This is a genomic window from Desulfovibrio sp. (genome assembly GCF_035644575.1).
Taxonomy (GTDB): domain Bacteria; phylum Desulfobacterota; class Desulfovibrionia; order Desulfovibrionales; family Desulfovibrionaceae; genus Desulfovibrio.
The window spans coordinates 1-22,011 of record NZ_DASQOG010000050.1; the positions used below are offsets into that span (position 1 = coordinate 1).

The following is a 22,011-nucleotide window of genomic DNA, read 5'->3' on the forward strand; positions in this document are numbered from 1 at the left end:
CCAGCCCAAGCACAGGAGAATCCCCATGCCCGGCAATGCTGATATTTTACCCCTTGCACCTGGCCGCCCGCTGGTCAGAAGCGTCGGGCGGCTGGCCCGCGCCCTGGCCCGTCAGCTTTCGGGTTTTGCCCGGTTGGAAAAAATGGCCGACACGCTGCCCCAGTGCGGCGACCCTCAAACCTTTGCCACCGCCTGCCTCACCGCGCTGGATGTACATACGGAATGCCTGCGCGGCGATCTGGAGCGCATCCCTGCCCAAGGGCCGGTGGTGCTTTTTGCCAACCATCCCTCCGGCGCGCTTGAAGGGTTGATGCTTGCAGCCCTCTGCGGCAAGGCGCGTCCCGATCTCAAGATTCTTGCCAGCGATGCCTTGTTGCGCATTCCCCAACTGGCGCAGCTTGCCCCCATGCTGCTGCCCCTGAATCTTTCAGGCGGCGCAGCCGCCAACGCCGCAGTGCTGCGCACAGCCATGACCCACCTGCGGGCTGGCGGCGCACTGGGTATTTTCCCCTCCGGGCGCGTGGCCCGCTGGCAATTGGGGCGCGGCATTGCTGAGCAGCCATGGTCGCGCCTGCTCAGCAGGCTTGGCGGGCGCAATGCCGATATCCCCGGCCTGAATTTTGTTCCCCTGCATATGGGCGTGCGCCAGAATCCCCTGTTTATCGCCGCAACAGCGCTCAAGGAAAACGTGGGCGAAATTCTGCTGCCCAATACCTTGTTCAGACAAAGGGGAAGCACTGCCCGCATGATCGTGGGCGAGGCCATCCCCGCAGAAATTCTGACCGGTTTGGACCACGAGCAGCGCACCCACTGTCTGGGGCTCTGCCGCTCTGCCCTTGGCTCTGACCACGGCGCAGCCGGGCATGCAGCCAATTGCCAGCCCCTGGCCCTTGCCGCTGCCAAGATGGATATCATGGTCAGCCTTGCTGCCCTGCCGGAAAACCGCATGCTGGCCCGCGAAGGCCGCTACGGCGTCTATCTGCTTGAGGGCAACGAATCGCCCCTGCTGCTGGACGAACTGACCAGAAGGCGCGAAGAAGCCTTCCGCGCGCTGGGCGAAGGATCGGGACAGGCGCGGGATACCGACCGCTACGACCCCCAGTATTCACACCTGCTGCTCATGGACGAAGAAGGCAAAAACATTGCTGGCTCATACCGGGCACGCGTAGTGCGACCAGAAGGCACCTGGCAGTGTGACAAAAAACACCTCTACACTGCCTCGCTCTTTGAGTACGAGCCGGAATTTTTCCACCAGTGCGGCAATGCCCTGGAACTCGGACGCGCCTTTGTCTGCCCCGAATACCAGCGCGATTACACCCCCCTGCTTCTGCTGTGGAAGGGTATTGGGCAGATGGCCCTGCGCAATGGCGTGCGCACCCTCTTTGGCCCTGCCAGCATTGGCCTCAACTATCGCCCGCAATCGGTAGACCTGCTCTGGCGGCACCTGCGCCTGCGCCACTGGGATACCCCTCTGGCAAGTCTGGTGCGCGGCAAACAGCCCCGCAAACTGCGCGAAGAACTGCCCTTTGCCCAGCATCTTGATTACAAGTCCGTCAACGCGCTGGTGCGGCAGATGGAAGGCGGGCGCACCCTGCCCATACTTTTTAAGCACTATCTGCAACTGGGCGGCCGCATTGCCGCCTTTCACGAAGACAGAACCTTTGGCACCCTTGATGCCCTGCTGGTGGTGGATCTGCTCAACGCCTCCGACAAACAGTTGCGCCGCTATGTGGGTGAAGAAGGCATGCGCAGGCTCCGCGAGGGCAGCTGGCCCGCGTAGGACAGACCATATTTGACGCGCCACCTGCGCACAGGGGCCGTCACGCATGCCCGGCGTGACGGCCCCTTTTTTATAGGGTTCTGCACACAAGCAAAAAGCCCCTTTCGGGGCTTCTTTGCTTGCACAAAACATCTTTGATTTTATGACTACCGCTTTTTTGCGGGTTCCTTGTCCTCAGGCTTGAGGTAGGGCAAATAGGTGGGGTCAGTACCCATGATGTGCTGTACCAGCCAATCCTTGAGGAAGGTCAGCAGATCCATGCTCACGGTGGCGGTGCCCATGCGCAACTGCTCTTCCACCTCGTCCAGCTTGGCAACAAACTTTTTATGGATATTCATGTGTTCCGCTGCGGCCTTGTAGGCGGGAACATTGAACAGCCTTTCTTCATCGCCAAAGTGGGTGGCCGTGTAGTCGCGCAGTTTTTTGAGCACAACGATCATTTCAGACACAGGCTTGTTATGCGTCATGGCCTGATGCAGTTCGTTGATATACTCCACCAGCAGCTTGTGTTCCCTGTCCACCAGGGGCACGTGCAGCTCAAGCTTGGGCGTCCACTCCACAAACTTGTCGGAGAGGGCCTGATCAAAATCGCCTGCAACAAGTGCGTTGACGATCATATCCAGCTCTTCCATGCCGCTCTGGAAGGTCAGCAGCGAGGCCGTAAACATCTCCATGTTTTTGGAGGTGCTTTCTGCCACCCCTCGGACTTCTTCCAGCGCGCCGCTGGTTCCGGCGCTCTGCTCGGACTGCTCAGCGGCACCGGCAGCGATGCTGGCGAGGTGCCCGGCGGTATCCGCCATGCTCTGCAGAATAGCACGCATCACATCACCGGCATTGGTGGCCTTGTCTGCCGCGTCCACGCTCAGTTGCGCAGCCTTGTCCACAGTCAGCACATTGCGCCGGGTTTCATCCTGAATGGCCTTTACGGCCTCCTCAACTTCCTTGGTGGCGCCCATGGTTTTTTCAGCCAGTTTGCGCACCTCGTCGGCCACCACGGCAAATCCGCGCCCGGCCTCGCCAGCGCGCGCCGCTTCAATGGCAGCGTTGAGGGCCAGCAGATTGGTCTGATCCGCCACTTCATTGATGACGCTCATGACCTGACCGATATTGCTGGCTTTTTCGCCCAGACCTGCCATGGCTTCCTTGAGCTGCACTATGGTGTCGCGCACACTATCAATGGAGCCAACTGCGCCTTCCACTTCCTGCTCGCCCGTGGCGGCGCTGGCGCTTGAATTCTGGGCGCTCTCGGAAAGTTCACGCACACGCAGGGAGGCCTGACTGGCAGAATCGGCCACGCGCTCCATTGCCGCGCCTGTTTCCTCAAGCCTGTCACGCTGCACGGCAACGCCGCCGTTCACGTCCGTAATGAGGCTGGCAAGCTTGCGCATGTCGCCAGACAGTCTGGTGCACACCGCATGGGCCTTGTGCAGGGCGATAACGCCCTTTTCGCGCCGCCCACGCAAGGTTACGACAAGTTCTTCAGATTCCTTGAGCTGCTTGGCGAGTTCGCTGTTCTGCGCCTGCAAGGATTCCACAACCTGAGCGTCCGCCTTGGTTTTCAACGTTTCACGCAGGCTTTCAATGCACTGCATGGCCCGCTGTTCCACATCGCCATCAGCAGATGGCGATGATGCCTGAGCGTCCAGATACTGCGCCAGACGGGCAGCACGGGAACGCCCGCTCAGCCAGAGCCAGATGTTTGCACCGGCGCAGACAAAAATAATGCCGACCACCAGCCAGCTCATCCCCTGTATACCGCCCAAAACGGCCAAACCGCCCAAAGCGGCAATGATTACTACCTGAAGCACAATGCCCATATATGCCTACCTTAGTTTATCTTGCTTATCGGCTTTTTTCTAACTACCCTTACCCCTAATAGTTGTAAATCGCAGATATCATGAACAGGAGGATATTCATGGAACGATTTGATTGCAGAGGGCTGGCCTGCCCCCAGCCCGTCATGCGCACCCGCGACGCTCTGGCAGCAGGAGCAAATGCCCTTGAAGTGCTGGTAGACAACGAGCCTGCACGGGAAAATGTGCGGCGCTTTCTGGAAGGACGCGGCTTTGCCGTTGCCGCCAGCCAGGAAGGCCCCGACTGCTGGCGCATCACGGCAAGTGCTGGTGAATCTGCGGCATCCGCTCCGCAGCAGGCCGAAGAAGCATCCCGCCCCCTGGGTGAAACCAACCGGACGCTGGTGCTTATCACCACGGAGACCATTGGCCGTGGCGATGACGGGCTGGGCGCAAAACTCATGGGCAATTTTGTGGCTACACTGCCAGAACTTGGCTCTCGCCTGTGGCGCATTGTGCTGATCAATGGCGGCGTTAAGCTGGCATCCCAGCCTGGCCCTGCGCTGGACGCCCTGAAAAAGATGGCAGCCGATGGCGTTTCTGTGCTTGTGTGCGGCACCTGCCTTGCGCACTTTGGCCTGCTGGAAGCCAAACAAGTGGGTGACACCTCAAATATGCTTGATATCGTCACCAGCCTTGACCTGGCGGACAAAGTCATCCGCCCCTGAGCCACCACCCCCCGGGCATGGGCTGCCTTAACACGCAAAAAGCGGCATGGAATCCATGCCGCTTTTTGCGTTATGGAACAAAGCCACGCAATTTTTCATTTCATGCCCCGCCAGATGCGTGGAGCAAAAATGCGACGCGAGACTTGGTGCAGAGCACAAGACAAAAAGCAAGAAAAACGGCCCGGAAAGCCCGCGCCGTTTTTCATACCACGATGTCTGCCAAAGGCCTGCCCCCCGGGGGTATCAGGCAAATGGCCTACATTCTGGAGGACACTGTGTTACAGGGCCGCCTTGTAGATAGCCGCCACAGCCGCATCCGTCATGGAGCGGGGGTTGGTCAGGCCGCAGGCGTCCTTCTGGGCGTTGGCGGTCATGGTGGGGATATCGGCTTCGCGTACTTCCTTGCCGTACTTCTTGCCAAGGGCGATCAGGCCATCAGGGATGCCCACGTCCTTGGACAGGATGTTGATGGCGGTGATGGCTTTGCGCGAGGCTTCGTCAGCGCTGATGCCCTGGGTGAGTTCGCCCAGAAGCTGGGCAATGCGGCCAAAGCGGCGACGGCTGGAGATGCGGTTGTATTCGCACACATGGGGCAACAGGATGGCGTTGCATTCGCCGTGGGGCAGGTCATAGAAGCCGCCCAGCTGGTGAGCCATGGCGTGCACGTGGCCGAGGCTGGCGTTGTTGAAGGCCATACCAGCCAGATACTGGGCATAGCACATGCCTTCGCGGGCTTCCTTGTCCCGGCCGTTGGCAACGGCGCGGCGCAGATAACGGTTGATGTATTCCATGGCCTTTTCAGCGCAGGCATCGGTCATGGGCGTGGCGGCGGTGGAAACATAGGCTTCCACAGCGTGGGTCAGGGCGTCCATGCCGGTGGCCGCGGTCAGGGCCGGGGGCATGCCCATCATCAGGACGGGGTCGTCAATGGCCACGCTGGGGGTACAGCGCCAGTCAACAATGGCCATTTTCACCTTGCGCGAGGTGTCGGTGATAATGCAGAAACGCGTCATTTCAGAGGCGGTACCGGCGGTGGTGTTCACTGCAACATACGGGGGGAAGGGCTTTTTGGACTTGTCCACGCCTTCATAGTCATGAATCTTGCCACCGTTGCCAGCCAAAAAGCCTACGCCCTTGCCGCAGTCATGCGAGCTGCCGCCGCCAAGGGTAACGATGCTGTCGCACTTTTCCTTTTTGTACAGCTCAAAAGCTTCTGCAACGTTTTTGTCAGTGGGGTTCGGGATAGTCTTATCGTATATGGCATACTTCATCTTGGCGGCATCAAGGATGTCGGTGATCACTTTAAGGATACCGGCATTGACGATACCCTGGTCAGTTACAACCAGCGGCTTCGCGCCATTGATGCTCTTCAATCGAGCAGGAATCTCTTTGGAACATCCCTCGCCCACCAAAGTGACGTTGGGGATAAAGAACGAGGTGATCTGACCCATATGCATGCTCTTAAGATCCGTACTCATTCGTAACTCCTTTTGTTATACAGAACGATATCAGTGCGAAATGCTCTGTCGTAAGTATGAAAGACTCCTGTGGAAAAAAATATACCATATAAAAAACCAATGCAAGCATAACGCAGCATTTAGTTAGTTCTTTTTTTCCTTTTAATTTCACATTCAAATGTTCTTTTTTGCACAAGCAACTAGAGTGTAAAATTATTTTTTGCACAAGCACATCTTTGATTGATTGACCACACAATGCACTCGCTTAAAATAAAACCGTGAAAAAACAGACGACTAACAGTTTTACATTGTACTTTTGCCGCAACAACAAAAAACCACCGGAGCAGGAGAACCTGCAACGGTGGTTTGAAGACGGGAACCGCGTCGTTCCCATACTTCCGGTGTGTACTGGCGCTGCCTGTCAGACAGGAGCGCCCTGTGCCCGGCGCAAAGGCAAAAGCCCGCGCCCGCTGTATGATTATTCAGATGATGCCCGCGCAGCAGGCAATACCTGTTCCCTTGCTATCCTTTGCCCTACATCTGGCCTTCCGGTATCGGCTATGATCGGTTGTCAGAATGCTCCAGGCTCCCGCATCTTTCCGGGGCGGCACAGGCGGCTTAACCGCCTCAGATATTCTTTACGTTTATCCAGATAAAAAGCCAGTGGCCGGGAGAAATTGCGCCCAAGCAATCCGTCCACCAGCATCTGGCTGACCTCGCGTTCTCGCGTCAGCACCAGCTGCGCCCGCGCAAGCACGTTGCGGTCAGCCTCGGGCATGGCTCTGGCAATCTGCCGGAAGGCATCCTGCGCGCGTGGCTGGTAGAACCATATATACATGAGGTCAAGGGCGTTAATGATGAATGCCCGTTCAAGCTCCTTGCCCATCACCCCGCCGCTGCCCTGCAGCCCGCCGGGTTTCGCCAGCTTGATCAGAGCGTCTTCGTCAGGAAACAGCAATTCCAGCCGCGTGTAACAGTCAAAGACATTGGCAAGCTTGCTGCGGTAATCCCATCTGCGCATGCGCAGGTTCACCTGGCTGTCGGCATAACCTTCAATGAGAGCGGCAACCGAATCCGAGGCCATCTTGGAAATAACCGCGGCGCTTGGCACAAGATACATGGCCGGATTATCCACACCCAGCAGAAAGGCCACCTGATACAGCACCCAGTTGTACAGCGACGACACGGGGATGGCCAGAAGGCTGCGGAACAGATTGCCGATGGCTGCTTCTTTGGGAAAACCGCGAAACACATTGTGCGCGCACAAATAAATGCCGTTAACGAGGCTGAGCACGCCAAACACTACCCAGGGATTCTGGGCTGCAGTGATGCCAAGCGTTTTGTCGAGCAGCAGCACACGCACCAGCATTTCAAGCAGCAGCACCGAAAAACCCGTGAACATGAGAGAATCGCACAAGCGGCTCACGTTGACCTGATCTTTCCAGTGAATGAGCGTGGAGCGCGTCGCCCCCTTGGCGGCCATGACCATCTGCACCACGTTGCGGAAACCCGTGATGCCAAACCAGATAAAGGTGCCGCACCAGGCGAGGAACCACCAGTTCTGCGTGTACATAAAGGAGAAAAACGCCGGGCAAAAGCCCATGAGCACCTTGAGGCAGTTGCTCACAAAACTGTTAAAATAGGCTGGCCCCAAAGGTTCGCTGCTGCCCTTTTCGCAGGTTTTGCCCAGCAGGCCGTTGCCGCAGGCAAGGCTCAAGCCGCCAAGGTTGAGCACGTTGCCCTTGGTGCAGATGCGAAAGTCCACGCTGGCGGTCTTCCAGACAGACTGGCGTTCCATGCCCATATGGCGGCAGCCGGGCAGATGGCGCAGTAGCCGCAAGGCCTTTTGCCAGGGCGAGGGATTGCGGGGTTTGCTGTAACGCACGCATTCTTCAACCGGCGAACACACGGGAATATCCGGCTGTTTTTGATCCCTTGCGTAAAACTTGCGGCTGCGGGCGGGCAGGGTTTCGCGCAGCACAAAACCCATGCCGTAGGAATCACGGCTCACGGAGCTTGTGCCAAGGCGTGAACCAAGGGGTTTGTTGCGATAGTGCTCCCACAATTTCGGCACGTTGTGCAGAATATGGCGGAACTTCGCCGCGCGCTCCTCGTCCTGGGTGCTCATGCGGCGCACCATCGTGCGGATCATCTGCTTCACGCGCGGGCCAAGCCCTTCGTTGAGGGCCTGCTGCAACTCGCTGATGGCCTTGAGGCAGGAGTGTTTGCCTTCCATCCAGCCGCGCATGTTGAAAATTTCCAGATGGCTGATGCTGCCCCGGCTGTCCCACAAAAGTTCCGCCACGTCTTCCACGCTCAGCCCCTTGGTGGTCAGCACAAGGCGGTAGCCGGGGTTCAGTTCGGAAAGTTCGCGGGTAATGTCGCCCACAGAAAGCTGCATGAGCGGCGGCAGGTCGCCGTGCGCGCAGGGCTTGTTGAGGTCGGGCATTTCCGGGTGTTCCAGAGGTGAAAGCCAGTGGTCGGCGATGTATTCAGCGCTCAGGTTATCCAGAAAAACCAGTTCGGCTCTGGCCTCTTCGCTATCGCTCTCACGCAGCAGGGCGGCGCGTTCACGCAACGATGGCTGCACATGCGCATGCAGCGCCTCGGCAAGATGCAGGCCAGAGGCCTGCCCCCGGCCCACATGCCGCGAAAAACCCTCGCCGGTCAGTTCCGGCACGGGCACACCCCACTGGGCTTCAAGCTGCGGACGCTGGATTTCGTTCCAGAGCGCAAGGCTTTCGAGCACGCGCTCACGACGCCAACGCAGCACCTCGCGGCCCCGCTTCATAAGCTCGGCAACCTTGGGGCTGTGCAAAAACTCCAGAAAATCCTCGTTGGAGCTGAAGCCACGGGGAATCCAGAACAAGCTGATGAAGCGCCCGTAGAAAGGCAGATGAAATTCCAGACCGATACGCACACCGATGCCGGTGATTTCCGCTGCGCGCAGAATTTCGCGCGCGGCCTCGGGCTGCACCCAGTATTCATAGGCCACGGTAAGGGAACGCATACCCTTGATCCATGCGTCCATGATCAAATGGGTGGGTGTTTTGCGCCCCTTGGTGTTGGCGTCATACACATGGTCGTCAAAGGCAAGCTGGTTCCAGCTTTCGGGCATTTCAGGCAGGTGATAGCGCGCCAGCATGCGGCGCACCACGCGCGGCGTACCCTGCACGGTGCGGCGAAAATCGTGAGCCAGCTTGAGCTGCTCAAGCTGGTTGCCGTGAGCGCGCACCATGCTCTTCATGATCTGCATGAGGGCGCGCGCGGTGTTGCGCCGCAGGGCCGAGTGGGCGCTGTTGAGCACTTCGTCATACAGGGTCTTGAGGGCAAGCAGACGGTCGCGAGCCTGGGTGCGGCCTGCCTGAAGGTTGCGCAGCAGGTTTATGACGGCATACGCCATGCGCGACACAGGCGAGGCCACCAGTTCCTTGATGCCGTGCGGATGCAGGCTGGGATCAAAAAGAAATGTGTCCGACTGTTTGCCGTCGGATTCCAGAATACGGTTGACCAGAGCCAGGATGTCCCTGTCCTGCTTGTCAAAATAAATACCTTGCATCTTCGCGCACACGGCGGATCTCCTTTCTGCCGCTTCCCATTCAGCCAAATCCATTGGGGGAATGATCGGCAAGGAACTGTTCCCGCATATTTGCACGGCCTCTTGCTGGCAAAAGGCCGGAGCCAAGCACGGATGCGGCAGCGGTGACGCGATGCGCAAACTGCTTGTGACGGAGTGAACAGCCCTAGTATTTCTTATTACTTACCCTGTGACAATGGCTTCGTCAAACAGAGCTTTTTCCTTACCACTCAAAAAGTTAGGAGCGGGGCATCACTGCCCCGCTCCAGTTTGACGGCAAAACCCGCATGACGGGCTATAGCTTATCGGTGACGACAAAACTGCCTTACCGAAAAGATCAAAAGCCAGAATGGCAAAGCCGCGTCTCAAACCTTATCTGCCCAATATTTTTGGCAGTATTCGCTTTTGCACAGCAAAACCGCCCGCAAAGCAAACCCGAAGCTACAGTTACCGCTCCGCAGAAAGTTCAAAAAAGTACAACCCTGCGTCCTATGAGGGGCGGCAACTGATTATTCTACACCTAAAAGGCCTTTGTGCCGAACACCGTATCCCAGAACGACTTTTCCTTGGACGAAGGATCAACCCAGGCCAGCACTTCGCGGCCCATATCCCACGCCAGCGAGCGGGCGATAAAGCCCGAGGGGTCGCCGGGATTGCGTTCCCTGATGGAGAAAAGATAAAAATCATGCACCTGCCGGGCTTCCATCAAGCCACCCTGCGCCATGGACCAGAGCAAGGTGCCGGAGCGCGCGTCGTACACCTCCATAGCCAGCGAAAGCGAGCTGGAGCCGGTGCTGCCGCCATCCATGTAATGATTGATGTACCCCCCGACCACCATTTCCGCGCCACGCTGGCGGGCCAGGGCAATGGCTCGGGAGGGTTCGTACGGCGCGCCCTGCGGCGCATACTCAAGGGCCTGAAAAGCATTGAGCGAAAGCCAGACCTGCCATATCTGCCGTGAAAGCATCTCGCTGAAGCTCACGGCATTGGCTATCTGTTGCGTGGCACGCAAGGGCACGAACAGGGCGCGGGGTCGCCGCCCCAGAACCATCTGCGGGGCCACGTAAATGGCAGGTGGCTGACGGCGCACAAAGTTGTTTATCTGAATCTGAAAAGGCGTGCCAAAATCGCCAGTGACGCTCACAGACCTGCGGCTGTCGTCTGGCGGCGAAGAGCAGCCGCCCAGAAGCGTAAACAAAAGCGTTGCCAGAACTGTAGCTGCGACCAGCGCCAGCGCAAGTGGCCCGCGCCGACGCGACACCGCGCCGCCCAAGCCGCAAAACCGGGTATACAGATGGTTCATTGCGTTTTCTCCGAGGCCAGACATGCGTTTTGCATGGAATCGAGCAGCTTTTCCCTGGCCTGCGCCAAGCTGTCGTGCAGATCGCGGCGTTTTTCTGCCGGGATGGTGCAAAACGAGGTCTGGCGGGTCATCTGCACAAGGCTGCGCATTTCCCGCTCCAGCTGCGCCAGATGGAGCGATTCCGCTTCCGTCAACGCAATGCTTCTTCCGGCCAGTTCCGCCAGGTGCCCAAGGTCTTCGGCCTTGGCGCGGATGGTGTCTGGCCTGATGCTTGCGCCATATTTACGACAATTGCGAAATTCATGCCAGAATAGCGCAATTTTTCGCCAAAAGCGGGCCATGGCACTCCTCAGAATTGGGCAGCCTTCATCACCTGCAACAACAGCGGCGCGAGCAGCAGCACAACAGGGGCAAAGCCCATGAAGGTCTGCGGCCACGTAAGATTAAGAACCGTGCGGCAACCCACAAGGACGCAGGCAATCATCCAGATGAATCCCACAATGGAGCCCAGCAGGGGCACCACGCACAGCAGCGAAGGGGCCGCAGCATAGGCCGCCACCTGAAACACCAGAGAGAATTCGGGCCTTTTGCCAGTTATGAAGCCATAGGTAAAATGCATCAGCGCCGTCAGCACATAGAGCTGCACCACGGAAACACCTGTTTTGATCAGGATGGTCATGGGCAGGCTGAGCTGGGGCGAAAGCAGTATGAGCATTTTTTCCAGCTCGGGGTCAGAGGCGGCGCTGGGGGCCATGAGCGAAAGAAAGATGCCCGACCACACCCTTTCAATAACCACCTGGATAACGCTGATGATCAGATAGAACACCAACGGCCGCACCTGCGAAGATTCGGCCCGCATATGGGCAAAAAAGTTGTGCGCGCCAAACATGACCCGCATGCAGGTGTGGTAAAAGGCGGGTATCCAGCCATCGGGCTCAGGCGCGGCATCCCAGGGATTGGCCGGGCCGTGCTGACCATCGTTCTGATTGTCTTCCCGGTCGTTTTCAAAACGCGCGGATTCACGCGCATAGGCGGCGCTGGCATTACGGCTGTCATCAGCGTCATCGTCAGCCGGGCCAAAAAGCCCGCGCTGCGAATTACGTTTCTGCTGACTGTCGTCATCCCGGTCGCCAGCGCGTTTTTCACTGCCCTTGTCGTCACGCTGGCCAAAAATATTTTTGCCGCCCAACAGCCCCCACAGGTTACCTATATGCCTTTCTTCCCCAGTATCCGGGGGGAATTTCCTGCCAGGCTGCGGCTTTTGCGCGGGTTCGCGGTTTGCGTCCCGCTCGTCATCCGAATAGGAAGGTTTCTGCACGGAATGACCGGGAACAATGGCCCCAGGGGGCAATGGATCATCATCGCCCGACTGCCAGGCTCCCCGCCCATGCGGTTCCGCACCCACATTTTCGGGCCGCGCAGCGGCGACTTCGGAATCTCCACTGTTCGCAGGATTTTCAGCGGGGTGTTCCGGTTCGGACAGCACATCCATGACGCCAACGCCGGGAACCAGACGGAACCGGCAGGCGCAGTGCGGGCATGTAGCTATAACTGCCTTGGAGGGCAGACGATCGGCGGGCAATTCGCGGCTGAAGCCGCAACGCGGGCAAGTAATATTCACAAAGAGCTCCTAGGCTGGCCGGTAACACCGGCACATAATTCACCGTCACTTTAGCCGCAGGCACCCATACTGGCAAGTGCCGCCTGCCCTCTTGCAGCAATGCGGCGCAGGATTCGGCAGCAAAGCCTGTGTTCCGGATTTTGCAGCGCTGCAAGCCGCTGAGCGCCGGGTGGAATTGTTGACAGCATCGTGAACAACGTCTATTTTAGCTGTTCAAGGGGAGTAACTGGGTTCTTGAAACCCGGGCGACATCAACAGCATGGCCTCATGGCCTGGTGTCGCCGTCGGTACAGCCGATTAGTGAGACCTTGGCGTTACATCGCCAAGGTCTTTTTTATTTTTTAAGGAGAACAGCATGACCATTCGCGCACTGCGCCCCTACATCATTGCCGTGGGCATGACCCTGCCAGGCATTGGGCTACGTTTTCTGCACCCTGACGTTTCGCCGCTTCTGGTGGCCCTGCTCTCGGGCATGGCCATTCTGGGCGCATCCTTTCTGCTCACCTGGGCGTGCGAAGTGGCCCAGATGGACATTCCGCAGGCTGTAGCCGTGGCTGTGGTGGCCTTTATCGCCGTGCTGCCCGAATATGCCGTGGACATGTACTTTACCTGGATGGCAGGCCAGCACCCCGAGAGTGCATACTCCCACTATGCCATTGCCAACATGACCGGGGCCAACAGGCTGCTTATCGGCGTAGGCTGGTCGTCCATCGTGCTTGTTTTTGCCAGACGGTTTCATACCGGCGTTTCCCTGCCGGACGACAAACGCACGGACGTACTCTTTCTCGGCCTGGCAACCATTTACGCCCTGTTTATTCCGCTCAAGGGTTCGCTGACCTGGGTTGACGGCGTGGTGCTGCTGAGCATCTACATCTGGTACATATGCATTATCGCCCGCAGACCCGTGGAAGAGGAAGAACCCGAAGGCCCCGCAGCCCTGCTGGCCCATTTTGCCAAAAAGGTGCGCCTGCGCAGCGTTATTCTTATTTTCCTTTTTTCGGCGCTGGTCATTTTGTGCAATGCCGAGCCATTCAGCGAAAGTCTGGTTGCCAGCGGAAAACTGCTGGGCATCAACGAATTTTTGCTGGTGCAGTGGCTTGCGCCTCTTGCCTCGGAATCGCCCGAGTTCATCATTGCCCTCATGTTTGCCGCGCGGGGCAATGCATCGCTGGCTCTGGGCAGCCTGCTTTCGTCCAAGCTGAACCAGTGGACCCTGCTTGTGGGCATGATCCCCGGCGTCTACGCCGCATCATCCGGCTCGCTTTCGCCCTCCATAAACCTTGACACTCACCAGTTTCAGGAAATACTACTGACCGCCGGGCAGTCCCTTTTTGCCGTGGCCCTGCTGGTGGATCTGCGCCTGCATGTACGCGAGGCCCTGTGGCTGTTCATCCTGTTTGCAGCCCAGCTGCTCTCGCCGCTCTACGACACCCAGGTTGAAGCCCTGCTGGGGCTTGCGCACGATCCTTTACGCCTGCACTATTTCTTTGCGCAGGTGTATCTGGTGCTGGCGGCAGTGCTGCTGCTCAAAAACTGGCGCGGCCTTCTGCGCCTGCGTGAAGGATTCAAGGTTTAAAGCTATTGTATTTACCGCCCGCATGTGTTCCTGTGCCAGCACATGCGGGCTTTGCCGCAAAACCCCGTCGGCCAGACTTTTCTGACCGCTACAATGGATGAGTATGCCCCGCCTAGTCTTTTTTCTGCTTCTGCTTTTGCCGCTGCTGGCAAGCGTGCAGGCCGCCCTTGCCGCCCGTCTGCCCGAAGTGCAGGCAGCGGGATCACTGAAAGCTGAAACTCCGGTTCAGGGCATTAAAATAATACCGGCCCGCAAGGATTCTGCGGACGCGCCGCCTACTTCGCTGGCCGCTGCCGACCCCAATGCGGGTGCAGGTCAGCCCCCTCAGCCCGCAGCCAATGGGGACAATGCCCCTCCCGCCGCGACAGATGTCGCGCCAGCGCCGGAAGCAGTGGAAAAAACCGACAAAAAGACTGCGGCGGCCATCATTTCCGGTTCTCGCCGCCCTGGCATCATTGAACACCAGATCGTGCGCACCAACCGGGAGGACAAGCCGGATATCAACCTGAGCTACCCCTCGGTCGGCATCCGCGCTGTGGACGCCAATATCCGCGAATGGGCCACGGGCATAGCCGACGCCTTTGAAGAAACCTTCAATTCTCCCGGTCTGTACCCGGATGAAAACCGCCCCGTTCCGGAGCTGTGGTGTTCCTATTCTGTCAGCCATCCTTCAGACAAGGCGTTGAGCATCACCTTTGAAGTCTGGACCTATACGGGCGGCTCACAGGGCAATCTGGACATCATGACCCTGAACTACAGCCTGCTGACAGGCCAACGCCTTGGGCTGGTGGATATTTTTGAAGATCCGGACGCGGCCCTTGCCATCATGTCCGCATGGTCGCGCAGGGAGCTTTTCCAGCGTCTGGGCGGCATGCGTCAGGAGCAGTATCTGCGCACAGGCCTTAATCCCGTGCCGGAAAACTTCGCCAGCCTGACCCTGACGCCCTCGGGCATACGCATCAACTTTCAGCCCTATCAGGTGGCCCCTGGCATGGCTGGCGCGCAGAAGGTGGAAATCCCCATTGAAGAACTCCAGCCTGCGCACCCCCTGATGCTGCTCTGGGGCAAATAACACCCCTCGCCGTAACGATCTCGTATATGCAAAAAGCCCCTTTCGGGGCTTTTTTTGTGAGCAGTCGTCAGTGACGCACGGCGGCAATCAGTCCAGGCCGCGCAGCTTTTCGCGCAGCAGAGCGGCCTTGGCGGGGCCGATGCCGGGAATCTTGCACAAATCCTCCACTCCTGCGGCCCGCATGGCCTCAACACTGCCAAAGTTGTCCCAGAGCAGGCGCGCCGTAGCCGGGCCGATGCCCGGCAGGCGCATCAGCTCGCCAGAAAGTGCTGCTCCCTGCCGCGCACGGCGGTGTCGGCCAATGGCAAAACGGTGAGTATTGTCGCGCACGTTCTGCAAAAACAGCAGCTCCGGCCCGCCCTCGCGCAGGGGCAGGGGATTTGCGCGGTTGGGCACAAAAATTCTATCAGCTACATTGCCAGCACGGCGGTCGGCATGGCCCTCCTCATCCCTGGCCTTGGCAATGGCCGCGAGGGCGAAAAGGTCTTCCTGTCCAGCCTCGCGCAGGGCCCGCTGCACGGAGCCGAGCTGCCCGCGCCCGCCGTCTATGAGCAGCAAGTCCGGCCACGGCGGGCCGCTCTCAATTCTGCGCGCCACCCAGGCATACAGGGTGGCGTAGTCATCCCCGCTGTCGGGCATTGCATAGGCCCGGTACTGCGAACGTTCGGGCTTGCCGTCCTCAAAAACAACCATGCCAACGCGGGTCTGTTGCCCGCCGGTGTGGGACACGTCCACGCATTCAATCCGCATGGGCGGGCCGGGCAGGTGCAGGGCCTTTGCCAGACGCTCCAGAATGTTCTGATCCGTCTTCTGTTCCTGACGGCGGGCTTCCTCCCGCGCGTTGGACTGCGCAAGGTCTATGAGCTGGTTGTCGCCAGCATTTTGCGGCGGCACAATGCGCACGGCTCCGCCCCGGCGATCAGCAAGAGTCTGCTCCAGGGTTTCGCGGGTCGAGGGGCCGCTTTCACCTGCCTGCCCGCTTTCGGCTACCTGCCCATTATCCTCAGTTGCCTTGCCGCCCTCTTCTCCTGACTCCTCCTCCTGATCGGCGGGGATCCAGGGCAACAGGATGCGCGGGGGCGGCGTGGCCTGGCTGTAATACTGCCCCATGAACGACCACAAAAGCTCCGGCGCGTCTTCAAAAGTCAGGCCCGACCAGTAAAAGGCCCGTCCGTCCGTCACGGCCCCGTTGCGCACAAAGATAAGCCCCAGCGCCAGCCCTTTGTCCGCAGAGAACAGGCCCACCACGTCCATGTCTCCGCCGCCGGGCAGCACGGCGGCCTGCCGCTCAACCGTGCTTTCCACAGCGCGGATCTGGTCGCGCAGGCTGGCGGCCCTTTCAAATTCCAGTTCTTCGGCGGCCTGTTCCATGGCGGCGCGCAGCCCGCCAAGCAGCTCGGCGGAGCGCCCCTGGAGCAGATCCGTCACCTTGCGCACATTCTCGTTATATTCCTGCGATGTCACCATGCCCATGCAGGGTGCGGGGCATTGCCCCATAAAGTGATACAGGCACGGGCGCACACGGTTTTTCATGGCCTTGTCGGTGCAGCGCCGCAGGGCAAAGGCGCGGTGGATGAGCTTCCACGTTTCGCGCGCCGCCAGAGCGGACGTGAACGGGCCGAAATAGCGTGCGCCGTCCCGCCGCGCCTGCCGCACAATTTCCAGCCGTGGAAAAGGATGCTTGGGATTGATGCGAAAAAGCACGTACTGCTTGTCGTCACGCAGCACGATATTATAGTGCGGCCTGTGCTTTTTGATGCAACTGGCTTCCAGCAGCAGGGCCTCTTTTTCCGTGGTGGTGGTCAGGTACTCGATGCTCTCGGCATGCGAAAGCATGGCCCGCGTTTTGGCGGGCAGCCCCTCAGGCCGAAAATAGGAGAGCACCCGGCGGCGCAGCACGCGCGCCTTGCCCACATAGATGATGCGGCCCTTGGCGTCCTTGTACAGGTAAACGCCGGGAGTAAGGGGGATGCTGGATGATTCGGGCTTCTGCATGACAAAAAGAATGGGGAGTTAAAGAAAAAAAGCAAGTGCGGGGGAAAAAGCCAAAAGGCTTCCTTCCCCCGCGCTCCTCCTGCAAAACTGGCGGGCGTCTGCTCACGCAGCCGCCAGAGCAATTTTAAGAATTGCCCTAAATCAGGCCCTTCTGCATCATTTCGGCAACCTGGGCCACGTCCTTGTCGCCACGACCAGAGAGGTTCACCAGCAAGATGCCGTCCACAGGCATGCCGGGGGCCATCTTCATGGCGTGGGCCAGCGCGTGGGAAGATTCCAGGGCCGGAATGATGCCTTCATGCCGCGAAAGGGCAAAAAATGCGTCCAGGGCTTCCTTGTCTGTCACGCTGACGTATTCGGCGCGGCCCATATCCTTGAGCAGGGCATGCTCCGGCCCCACAGAGGGATAATCAAGCCCGGCGGAAATGGAATACACTTCGCCCGCCTCGCCCGCAGGGTCCTTGATCATATAGGAGTTGAAACCGTGCATGACGCCGGGTTCGCCCAGGCAGAGGGATGCGGCATGTTCGCCGTAGCTGTTGCCACGGCCTCCGGGTTCCACGCCCAAAAGGCGCACGTCCGTATCGTCAAGAAAGCCCGCGAACAGGCCAATGGCGTTGGAGCCGCCGCCCACGCAACCAAGGCAGGCATCGGGCAGGCGGCCAGTTTCGGCCAGCATCTGGGCGCGGGCCTCACGCCCCACCACAGACTGAAAAACGCGCACCATATAGGGGTACGGATGGGGGCCAACGGCAGAGCCGAGCACATAGAACATTTCCGGATCTTCAATCCACATGCCCAGAGCTTCGTCCACGGCTTCCTTGAGGGTGCGCTGACCGCTCTTGGCAGCCACCACGCGCGAGCCGAGCATCTCCATGCGGATGACATTGAGGTGCTGGCGTTCAATATCCACTTCACCCATGCAGATGGTGCATTCCAGCCCCATCAGGGCCGCTGTGGCCGCAGTGGCGACACCGTGCTGGCCTGCGCCGGTTTCCGCAATAACGCGCTTTTTGCCCATGCGCTTTGCCAGCAGGCACTGTCCAAGGGTATTGTTGATCTTGTGCGCGCCCAGATGGTTGAGGTCTTCGCGCTTGAGCCATATCTGCGCGCCGCCAAGGTGACGGCTCAGGTTGGCGCAGTGGAATACCGGATTGGGCCGCCCCGTGTAGTGGGAGCAAAGATAATCCAGCTCTTTCTGGAAGGATGGATCCGCCTCGGCGGCCTTCATGGCTTCAGCCACTTCGTCCAGACGGGCCTTGAGAGGCTCGGGTACGAACTGCCCGCCATAGGCCCCAAAAAAGCCCTTGCTGTCAGGAATGCCGTAAGGGGCAGAATGCTGGCTCATGCGATCTCCTTCTTCATGCTGGGTTTCTGCAAATATCTGCGGCCTGCGCGGCTTTCAGCCTATGAAAGGTCGTCCGGCGGCGGCATCTCAAAAAACTCCGTCACTCTGGCGTGTTGCCCGCGCCATGTCAAGATGCCGCCCCAAATACCCGCGCAGGGCGGGACCTTTTCGATTTATCCGCGCTCTGCGCGGCGCAGCACGCAACCTTGCCCGCAGAGGTGCTTTGCCCTATAGTCTGCCTCTGTTTTACAGACCTGAGAACAGCTAACCCATGAAATGCGTTAACTGCTCTGCAAGGATTTTCCTGAAAATCCTTGTCACGAAATGAACGCAGGCAGGCTTTGCCTGCCGTAAGCGGGCATTTCAAGTGTCAAATGCTCTAGATGTGAGGCGGAGATCCATGCTTGACGAAAAATACACTGGCAACGGCAAGGTTGTGCTGCTGGCAGGCGGCGGAAAAATCTACACGGATATCGCCGCCCGATTTGTGCGCAGCGAGCGCGATCTGGAAGAAATTGTGGCCTCGCCCTACTCGCGCCAGATCGTGCAGAATATTCTCGATTCCGGCCACCGGGCCGCGCTTGAATTCGACTTTTTTCTCTTTGGCGTTGAGGGTTATTCGCGCGTTACAGAAACCCAGCTTGTGCGCAAGCGGCTGGCCTCATACCTCATAAAATCCGGACGGGCGGAACTGGGCGGCAAACGCCGTTATTCCGTGGTGTATCCGCGCAGCGTGGCCGAATTTTCCGCGCAGGTGACCCTGCCCGACGGGCACACGGCAACCCTCAGCGGGCACGATCTGGCTGACATTTCACGGCAGTGGTATGATGCTGGCCTTGACGCGGGCCTGCCAGAAGAAGATTTGCGCTACCTGAAGCCTCAGGCCAAGGAATTCAAGGCCATCATCGGCATGAATGCCCACGCCCTGCTCGACTGGTTTGCCATCCGCTGCTGCCGCAATGCCCAGCACGAAATACGGCATCTGGCGTGGCAGATGCTGCGCCTTTGCCGCAAGGCCGCGCCCGACCTCTTTGCCGGTGCAGGCCCAAGCTGCGTGCAGATGGGTTATTGCCCTGAAAACAAGCGCCAGCACGCCCGGTGCGTGGGCCGCGTGCTCACCAAGGAGCAGGCGCTCGAAATGCTGCGCTCTCATGGCGGGCAGCAGACCAGCGCGGAAGACTTTACCGATCAGTAAGGCTTCCCCACAAGGATTGTAAAAAAGTTTTGCGGTTACGCGCACCCTGTGCGCGTAACCGCATTATCTTTTGCTCGTATGCGGTTGTTTAAAAAAATGTTTTGCTCACCGCTGCGGCTTCATCCTGACATGCCTGCTCGGCCAGGTCTTCGGGTGCGGCATCCTGCCCGTTGACCACAGCCCCGATCATGACCCCAAGGTGGCTCATGGCAAGCCCCAGCCACCAGATGCGGTAAAAATCATGCCCAAAGATGCCGTTGACCAGCCAGCCGCCAAAACCGATCCAGAACCAGGCGGTCATACGCCAGTAGTTGCTGGGGCTTTTGCTTTCAAGCTCTGCCAGCAGGCGCGGGCGTATACGCTTGTAGCCCCACCGTATGAAGCCCAGCAGAAAAATCATGCCCAGCACAAAGCCAACAATACCATGCGCGTACAGCATATCCAGATAAAGGTTGTGCGGATGGCTGATGGTGATAACGTCTTTTTCAGGCGTAAGGCCGAGCGCGCGGAAGGCCTCATTATAACGGCCCGCACCGGCTCCCAGCCAGGGATGCTCGCAAAACACCTGCCATGCCAGATGCCACAGGCTCCAGCGGCCATCGCTCTCCACCGCGCCCAGCCCGGCCCGCCCCTGTAGCACGAGCACAGCCAGCAGAATGCCCAGCGAGCCCACGGCCAGCTTGAAGCGTCCACGGCCTCCGCGCAGCAGAACCCACAAACCAAAGGAAACAGCCACGGCCAGCGCGCCGCTGCGGCTGCTTGCGCCAATCAGCAAAAAAAACGCGGGCCAGAGCGTTGCAAACCACAGCAGGGCCGAAGCCGCAGGCGAGAGGGCACGGCGCAGGATAAACCAGAGGGAAAAGGCAGGAATGAGCGCCAGGGCTATGTAGTTGCCCACAGTGTAATCGCCGAGGCTCCCCGTGAGCCTGCCCGCATTAAGGGCGTAGCCCATGATGAAATCCGTGCCGGTCAGCGCCTGATGCAGGCCATCCAGCCCTTCCCAGAAGCAGGCCAGCACGCAGGCCCACACAAGGCGGCGCAGGTCTTTTTCGCTCCGCACGCATTCCATGCCGATGAACGGCAGAATAAAACCCTTGTTGATGCCTGTGCCCGCGTGAAGAAGCGAAGTCCATATGTTCTCTGAAAAAAACACGCCAATGCCGATCATGGCCCACAGGCAATAAAAAAGCGGGCGCGCATCAAGCCTGTGCAAAACGCTTTCTGTCCAGTTGTAGCGATAAAAGAGCAACAGAAAAATAAAGCAGATGACTGGCAAGACCTCACGCGCACCGTACCCTATGGGAAAGGAGGCCAGCGAAATCCAGAACGACCAGAAAAGGCAACGGCTCCACTGCACATCAGACGGATTGCGCAGTGCGCAAAGCAGGCGCTCCCGTACATGCAAACCCCGTTTTTTTGCTTCATTAAATATATTCAGCACAGCTCATGCGCCCTTTGTTTGGATACAGATTATGGCGCAAGATGTATCCGTTGGCGGGCATAAATTCAAGTAGCAGTAAAGTCCTTGCATTAGGGAAACAGGCAAAATATACTTTTGCGATAAATTATTTCACCATTGAGGTATAATATGGCCAGATTTACCGGTTTTGACGAAGTATTCAGTGCACTTTACGTTGACTTCGACAATATTTACACCCGCTTTCTTGAAATTGACCCCGAGGCGGCCAGGGCCTTTGGCTCTGTTCCATACCGGTGGGTGCGCTGGATTGAAAACCATGCGCTGCGCATTCTTTACGGCGAAGGCGTGCGCCGCCGCATCCTCAAGCGCATGTGCTACCTGAACCCCCAGCGCTATCAGGAATACCGTAACCCCTTCATCCGCAGCGCATTTCAGGTGGTGGACTGCCCGCCGCTGACCACCCGCGGCAAGACCAGCACAGATATCCATCTGGTGATGGACTGCATGGACGACCTCTCCCACTCCACCCACTTTGACGAATTCATCATTCTTTCCGGCGATGCGGACTTTACCCCCCTGCTCATCCGCTTGCAGGAACACGCCCGCCGCACCTTGGTGCTTTCTGTGGGCTATTCTTCGCCAGCGTACACGGCTGCGGCATCCTGGCGCATCCGCGAGGACTGGTTTTTGCAGCAGGCCCTGCGCGACGAACGCGCCGATGAAGTGGACGACCAGCCCATTGCTGTAGTGCCCACACCCCCCATTGCCCGCACCGCGCACGCAGCGCCTTCCGCCCCCGAAAAAAACCCTGACGACGAAGACGAAGGCCCAGCCCCCGGAAATGCGTGGTAAATACCCGCAAACTGTCGCCCCAACGGCCCGAAGCGCTTGACGCCGGGAGCCGCCAACGCTAAAAAGTGAGACGCTCTTTTCTGGTTGGTAGCCCGCCCTACTGGTGCACCCCGCGCTTACCGGCGAACCACGGACCGCCGCAGCCTGTAGCCATTTTCAGTGATTACGGCCGCATGATTACGGCGCAGGCGTCCCCCATGACGCATACAGCGGCGGGCCTGAATCATAAAACCTGGTTAGGAGGTCCTATGTTTCGCCGTGTTATTCTTGCCCTGATTACCCTTGCCCTGCTCT

The 22,011-nt window shown here is 58.8% G+C and carries 15 protein-coding genes; 6 read left to right on the forward strand and 9 right to left on the reverse strand.

What is annotated here, in order from left to right; genetic code table 11:
- On the forward strand, positions 1–1,780 hold a 1,780-nt coding region (locus VEZ52_RS02170; RefSeq protein WP_324835340.1), incomplete at its 5' end, for a lysophospholipid acyltransferase family protein.
- A gap of 146 nt (positions 1,781–1,926) precedes the next feature.
- Here the strand turns inward: VEZ52_RS02170 and VEZ52_RS02175 are convergent.
- Complete coding sequence (locus tag VEZ52_RS02175) at positions 1,927–3,597, reverse strand: bacteriohemerythrin (RefSeq protein WP_324835341.1); 1,671 nt, start codon at positions 3,595–3,597, stop codon at positions 1,927–1,929.
- Between the two features lie 98 nt (positions 3,598–3,695).
- On the opposite strand from VEZ52_RS02175, the gene yedF reads away from it, so the two are divergent.
- Positions 3,696–4,301 carry a sulfurtransferase-like selenium metabolism protein YedF gene (yedF, locus tag VEZ52_RS02180; protein WP_324835342.1) on the forward strand — a complete coding sequence of 202 codons (606 nt, stop codon included), beginning with the start codon at positions 3,696–3,698 and terminating at the stop codon, positions 4,299–4,301.
- A 278-nt stretch (positions 4,302–4,579) separates the two neighbouring features.
- Here the strand turns inward: yedF and VEZ52_RS02185 are convergent, their stop codons facing one another.
- The 5 genes from VEZ52_RS02185 to VEZ52_RS02205 all read right to left on the reverse strand — a co-directional run bounded on the left by VEZ52_RS02185 (position 4,580) and on the right by VEZ52_RS02205 (position 12,259).
- Complete coding sequence (locus VEZ52_RS02185; RefSeq protein ID WP_324835343.1) at positions 4,580–5,779, reverse strand: iron-containing alcohol dehydrogenase; 1,200 nt, start codon at positions 5,777–5,779, stop codon at positions 4,580–4,582.
- Positions 5,780–6,329: 550 nt separating this feature from the next.
- Positions 6,330–9,329: a hypothetical protein gene (locus VEZ52_RS02190; protein WP_324835344.1), complete on the reverse strand. Its 3,000-nt coding sequence runs from the start codon at positions 9,327–9,329 to the stop codon at positions 6,330–6,332.
- 526 nt (positions 9,330–9,855) lie between these two features.
- A complete protein-coding gene (locus VEZ52_RS02195; protein ID WP_324835345.1) occupies positions 9,856–10,638 on the reverse strand; it encodes a hypothetical protein in 783 nt (260 codons plus the stop codon).
- The gene (locus tag VEZ52_RS02200; protein ID WP_240824914.1) at positions 10,635–10,979 is read right to left on the reverse strand and encodes a hypothetical protein; all 345 of its coding nucleotides are present in this window, start codon (positions 10,977–10,979) and stop codon (positions 10,635–10,637) included. Before VEZ52_RS02200 ends, VEZ52_RS02195 begins: the two co-directional genes overlap by 4 nt.
- Before the next feature lie 8 nt (positions 10,980–10,987).
- Positions 10,988–12,259, reverse strand: coding sequence for a YIP1 family protein (locus VEZ52_RS02205; RefSeq protein WP_324835346.1), 1,272 nt, complete (start codon positions 12,257–12,259; stop codon positions 10,988–10,990).
- A gap of 355 nt (positions 12,260–12,614) precedes the next feature.
- On the opposite strand from VEZ52_RS02205, the gene VEZ52_RS02210 reads away from it, so the two are divergent.
- Positions 12,615–13,835 (forward strand): sodium:calcium antiporter, encoded by a 1,221-nt coding sequence (locus VEZ52_RS02210; protein ID WP_324835347.1) that lies wholly within the window; start codon positions 12,615–12,617, stop codon positions 13,833–13,835.
- A gap of 103 nt (positions 13,836–13,938) precedes the next feature.
- The gene (locus VEZ52_RS02215; protein WP_324835348.1) at positions 13,939–14,907 is read left to right on the forward strand and encodes an RsiV family protein; all 969 of its coding nucleotides are present in this window, start codon (positions 13,939–13,941) and stop codon (positions 14,905–14,907) included.
- An 87-nt stretch (positions 14,908–14,994) separates the two neighbouring features.
- On the opposite strand, the gene uvrC is transcribed toward VEZ52_RS02215, so the two are convergent.
- Together uvrC and trpB are read right to left on the reverse strand one after the other, a co-directional pair.
- Positions 14,995–16,902: an excinuclease ABC subunit UvrC gene (gene uvrC / locus VEZ52_RS02220; RefSeq protein WP_324835349.1), complete on the reverse strand. Its 1,908-nt coding sequence runs from the start codon at positions 16,900–16,902 to the stop codon at positions 14,995–14,997.
- 136 nt (positions 16,903–17,038) lie between these two features.
- Positions 17,039–18,250 carry a tryptophan synthase subunit beta gene (gene trpB / locus VEZ52_RS02225; protein WP_324835350.1) on the reverse strand — a complete coding sequence of 404 codons (1,212 nt, stop codon included), beginning with the start codon at positions 18,248–18,250 and terminating at the stop codon, positions 17,039–17,041.
- Positions 18,251–18,650: 400 nt separating this feature from the next.
- Here trpB and VEZ52_RS02230 point away from each other — a divergent pair, with 400 nt between their 5' ends.
- Positions 18,651–19,445 (forward strand): FAD-dependent thymidylate synthase, encoded by a 795-nt coding sequence (locus tag VEZ52_RS02230; RefSeq protein ID WP_324835351.1) that lies wholly within the window; start codon positions 18,651–18,653, stop codon positions 19,443–19,445.
- Between the two features lie 88 nt (positions 19,446–19,533).
- Here VEZ52_RS02230 and VEZ52_RS02235 read toward each other — a convergent pair whose 3' ends face one another.
- On the reverse strand, positions 19,534–20,802 hold the full coding sequence (locus VEZ52_RS02235) for an O-antigen ligase family protein (RefSeq protein ID WP_324835352.1): 1,269 nt from the start codon (positions 20,800–20,802) through the stop codon (positions 19,534–19,536).
- A 231-nt stretch (positions 20,803–21,033) separates the two neighbouring features.
- On the opposite strand from VEZ52_RS02235, the gene VEZ52_RS02240 reads away from it, so the two are divergent.
- Positions 21,034–21,717, forward strand: coding sequence for an NYN domain-containing protein (locus VEZ52_RS02240; RefSeq protein WP_192113383.1), 684 nt, complete (start codon positions 21,034–21,036; stop codon positions 21,715–21,717).
- Positions 21,718–22,011: the final 294 nt, after the last annotated feature.

What these genes read in the sequence shown, in the direction of transcription:
- uvrC (WP_324835349.1), bottom strand. Translation starts at nt 16,902, where the DNA reads ATGCAGAAGCCCGAATCATCCAGCATCCCCCTTACTCCCGGCGTTTAC.
- VEZ52_RS02200 (WP_240824914.1), bottom strand. Translation starts at nt 10,979, where the DNA reads ATGGCCCGCTTTTGGCGAAAAATTGCGCTATTCTGGCATGAATTTCGC.
- VEZ52_RS02210 (WP_324835347.1), top strand. Translation starts at nt 12,615, where the DNA reads ATGACCATTCGCGCACTGCGCCCCTACATCATTGCCGTGGGCATGACC.
- yedF (WP_324835342.1), top strand. Translation starts at nt 3,696, where the DNA reads ATGGAACGATTTGATTGCAGAGGGCTGGCCTGCCCCCAGCCCGTCATG.
- VEZ52_RS02195 (WP_324835345.1), bottom strand. Translation starts at nt 10,638, where the DNA reads ATGAACCATCTGTATACCCGGTTTTGCGGCTTGGGCGGCGCGGTGTCG.
- VEZ52_RS02240 (WP_192113383.1), top strand. Translation starts at nt 21,034, where the DNA reads ATGGCCAGATTTACCGGTTTTGACGAAGTATTCAGTGCACTTTACGTT.
- VEZ52_RS02215 (WP_324835348.1), top strand. Translation starts at nt 13,939, where the DNA reads ATGCCCCGCCTAGTCTTTTTTCTGCTTCTGCTTTTGCCGCTGCTGGCA.
- VEZ52_RS02175 (WP_324835341.1), bottom strand. Translation starts at nt 3,597, where the DNA reads ATGGGCATTGTGCTTCAGGTAGTAATCATTGCCGCTTTGGGCGGTTTG.
- VEZ52_RS02185 (WP_324835343.1), bottom strand. Translation starts at nt 5,779, where the DNA reads ATGAGTACGGATCTTAAGAGCATGCATATGGGTCAGATCACCTCGTTC.
- VEZ52_RS02230 (WP_324835351.1), top strand. Translation starts at nt 18,651, where the DNA reads ATGCTTGACGAAAAATACACTGGCAACGGCAAGGTTGTGCTGCTGGCA.
- trpB (WP_324835350.1), bottom strand. Translation starts at nt 18,250, where the DNA reads ATGAGCCAGCATTCTGCCCCTTACGGCATTCCTGACAGCAAGGGCTTT.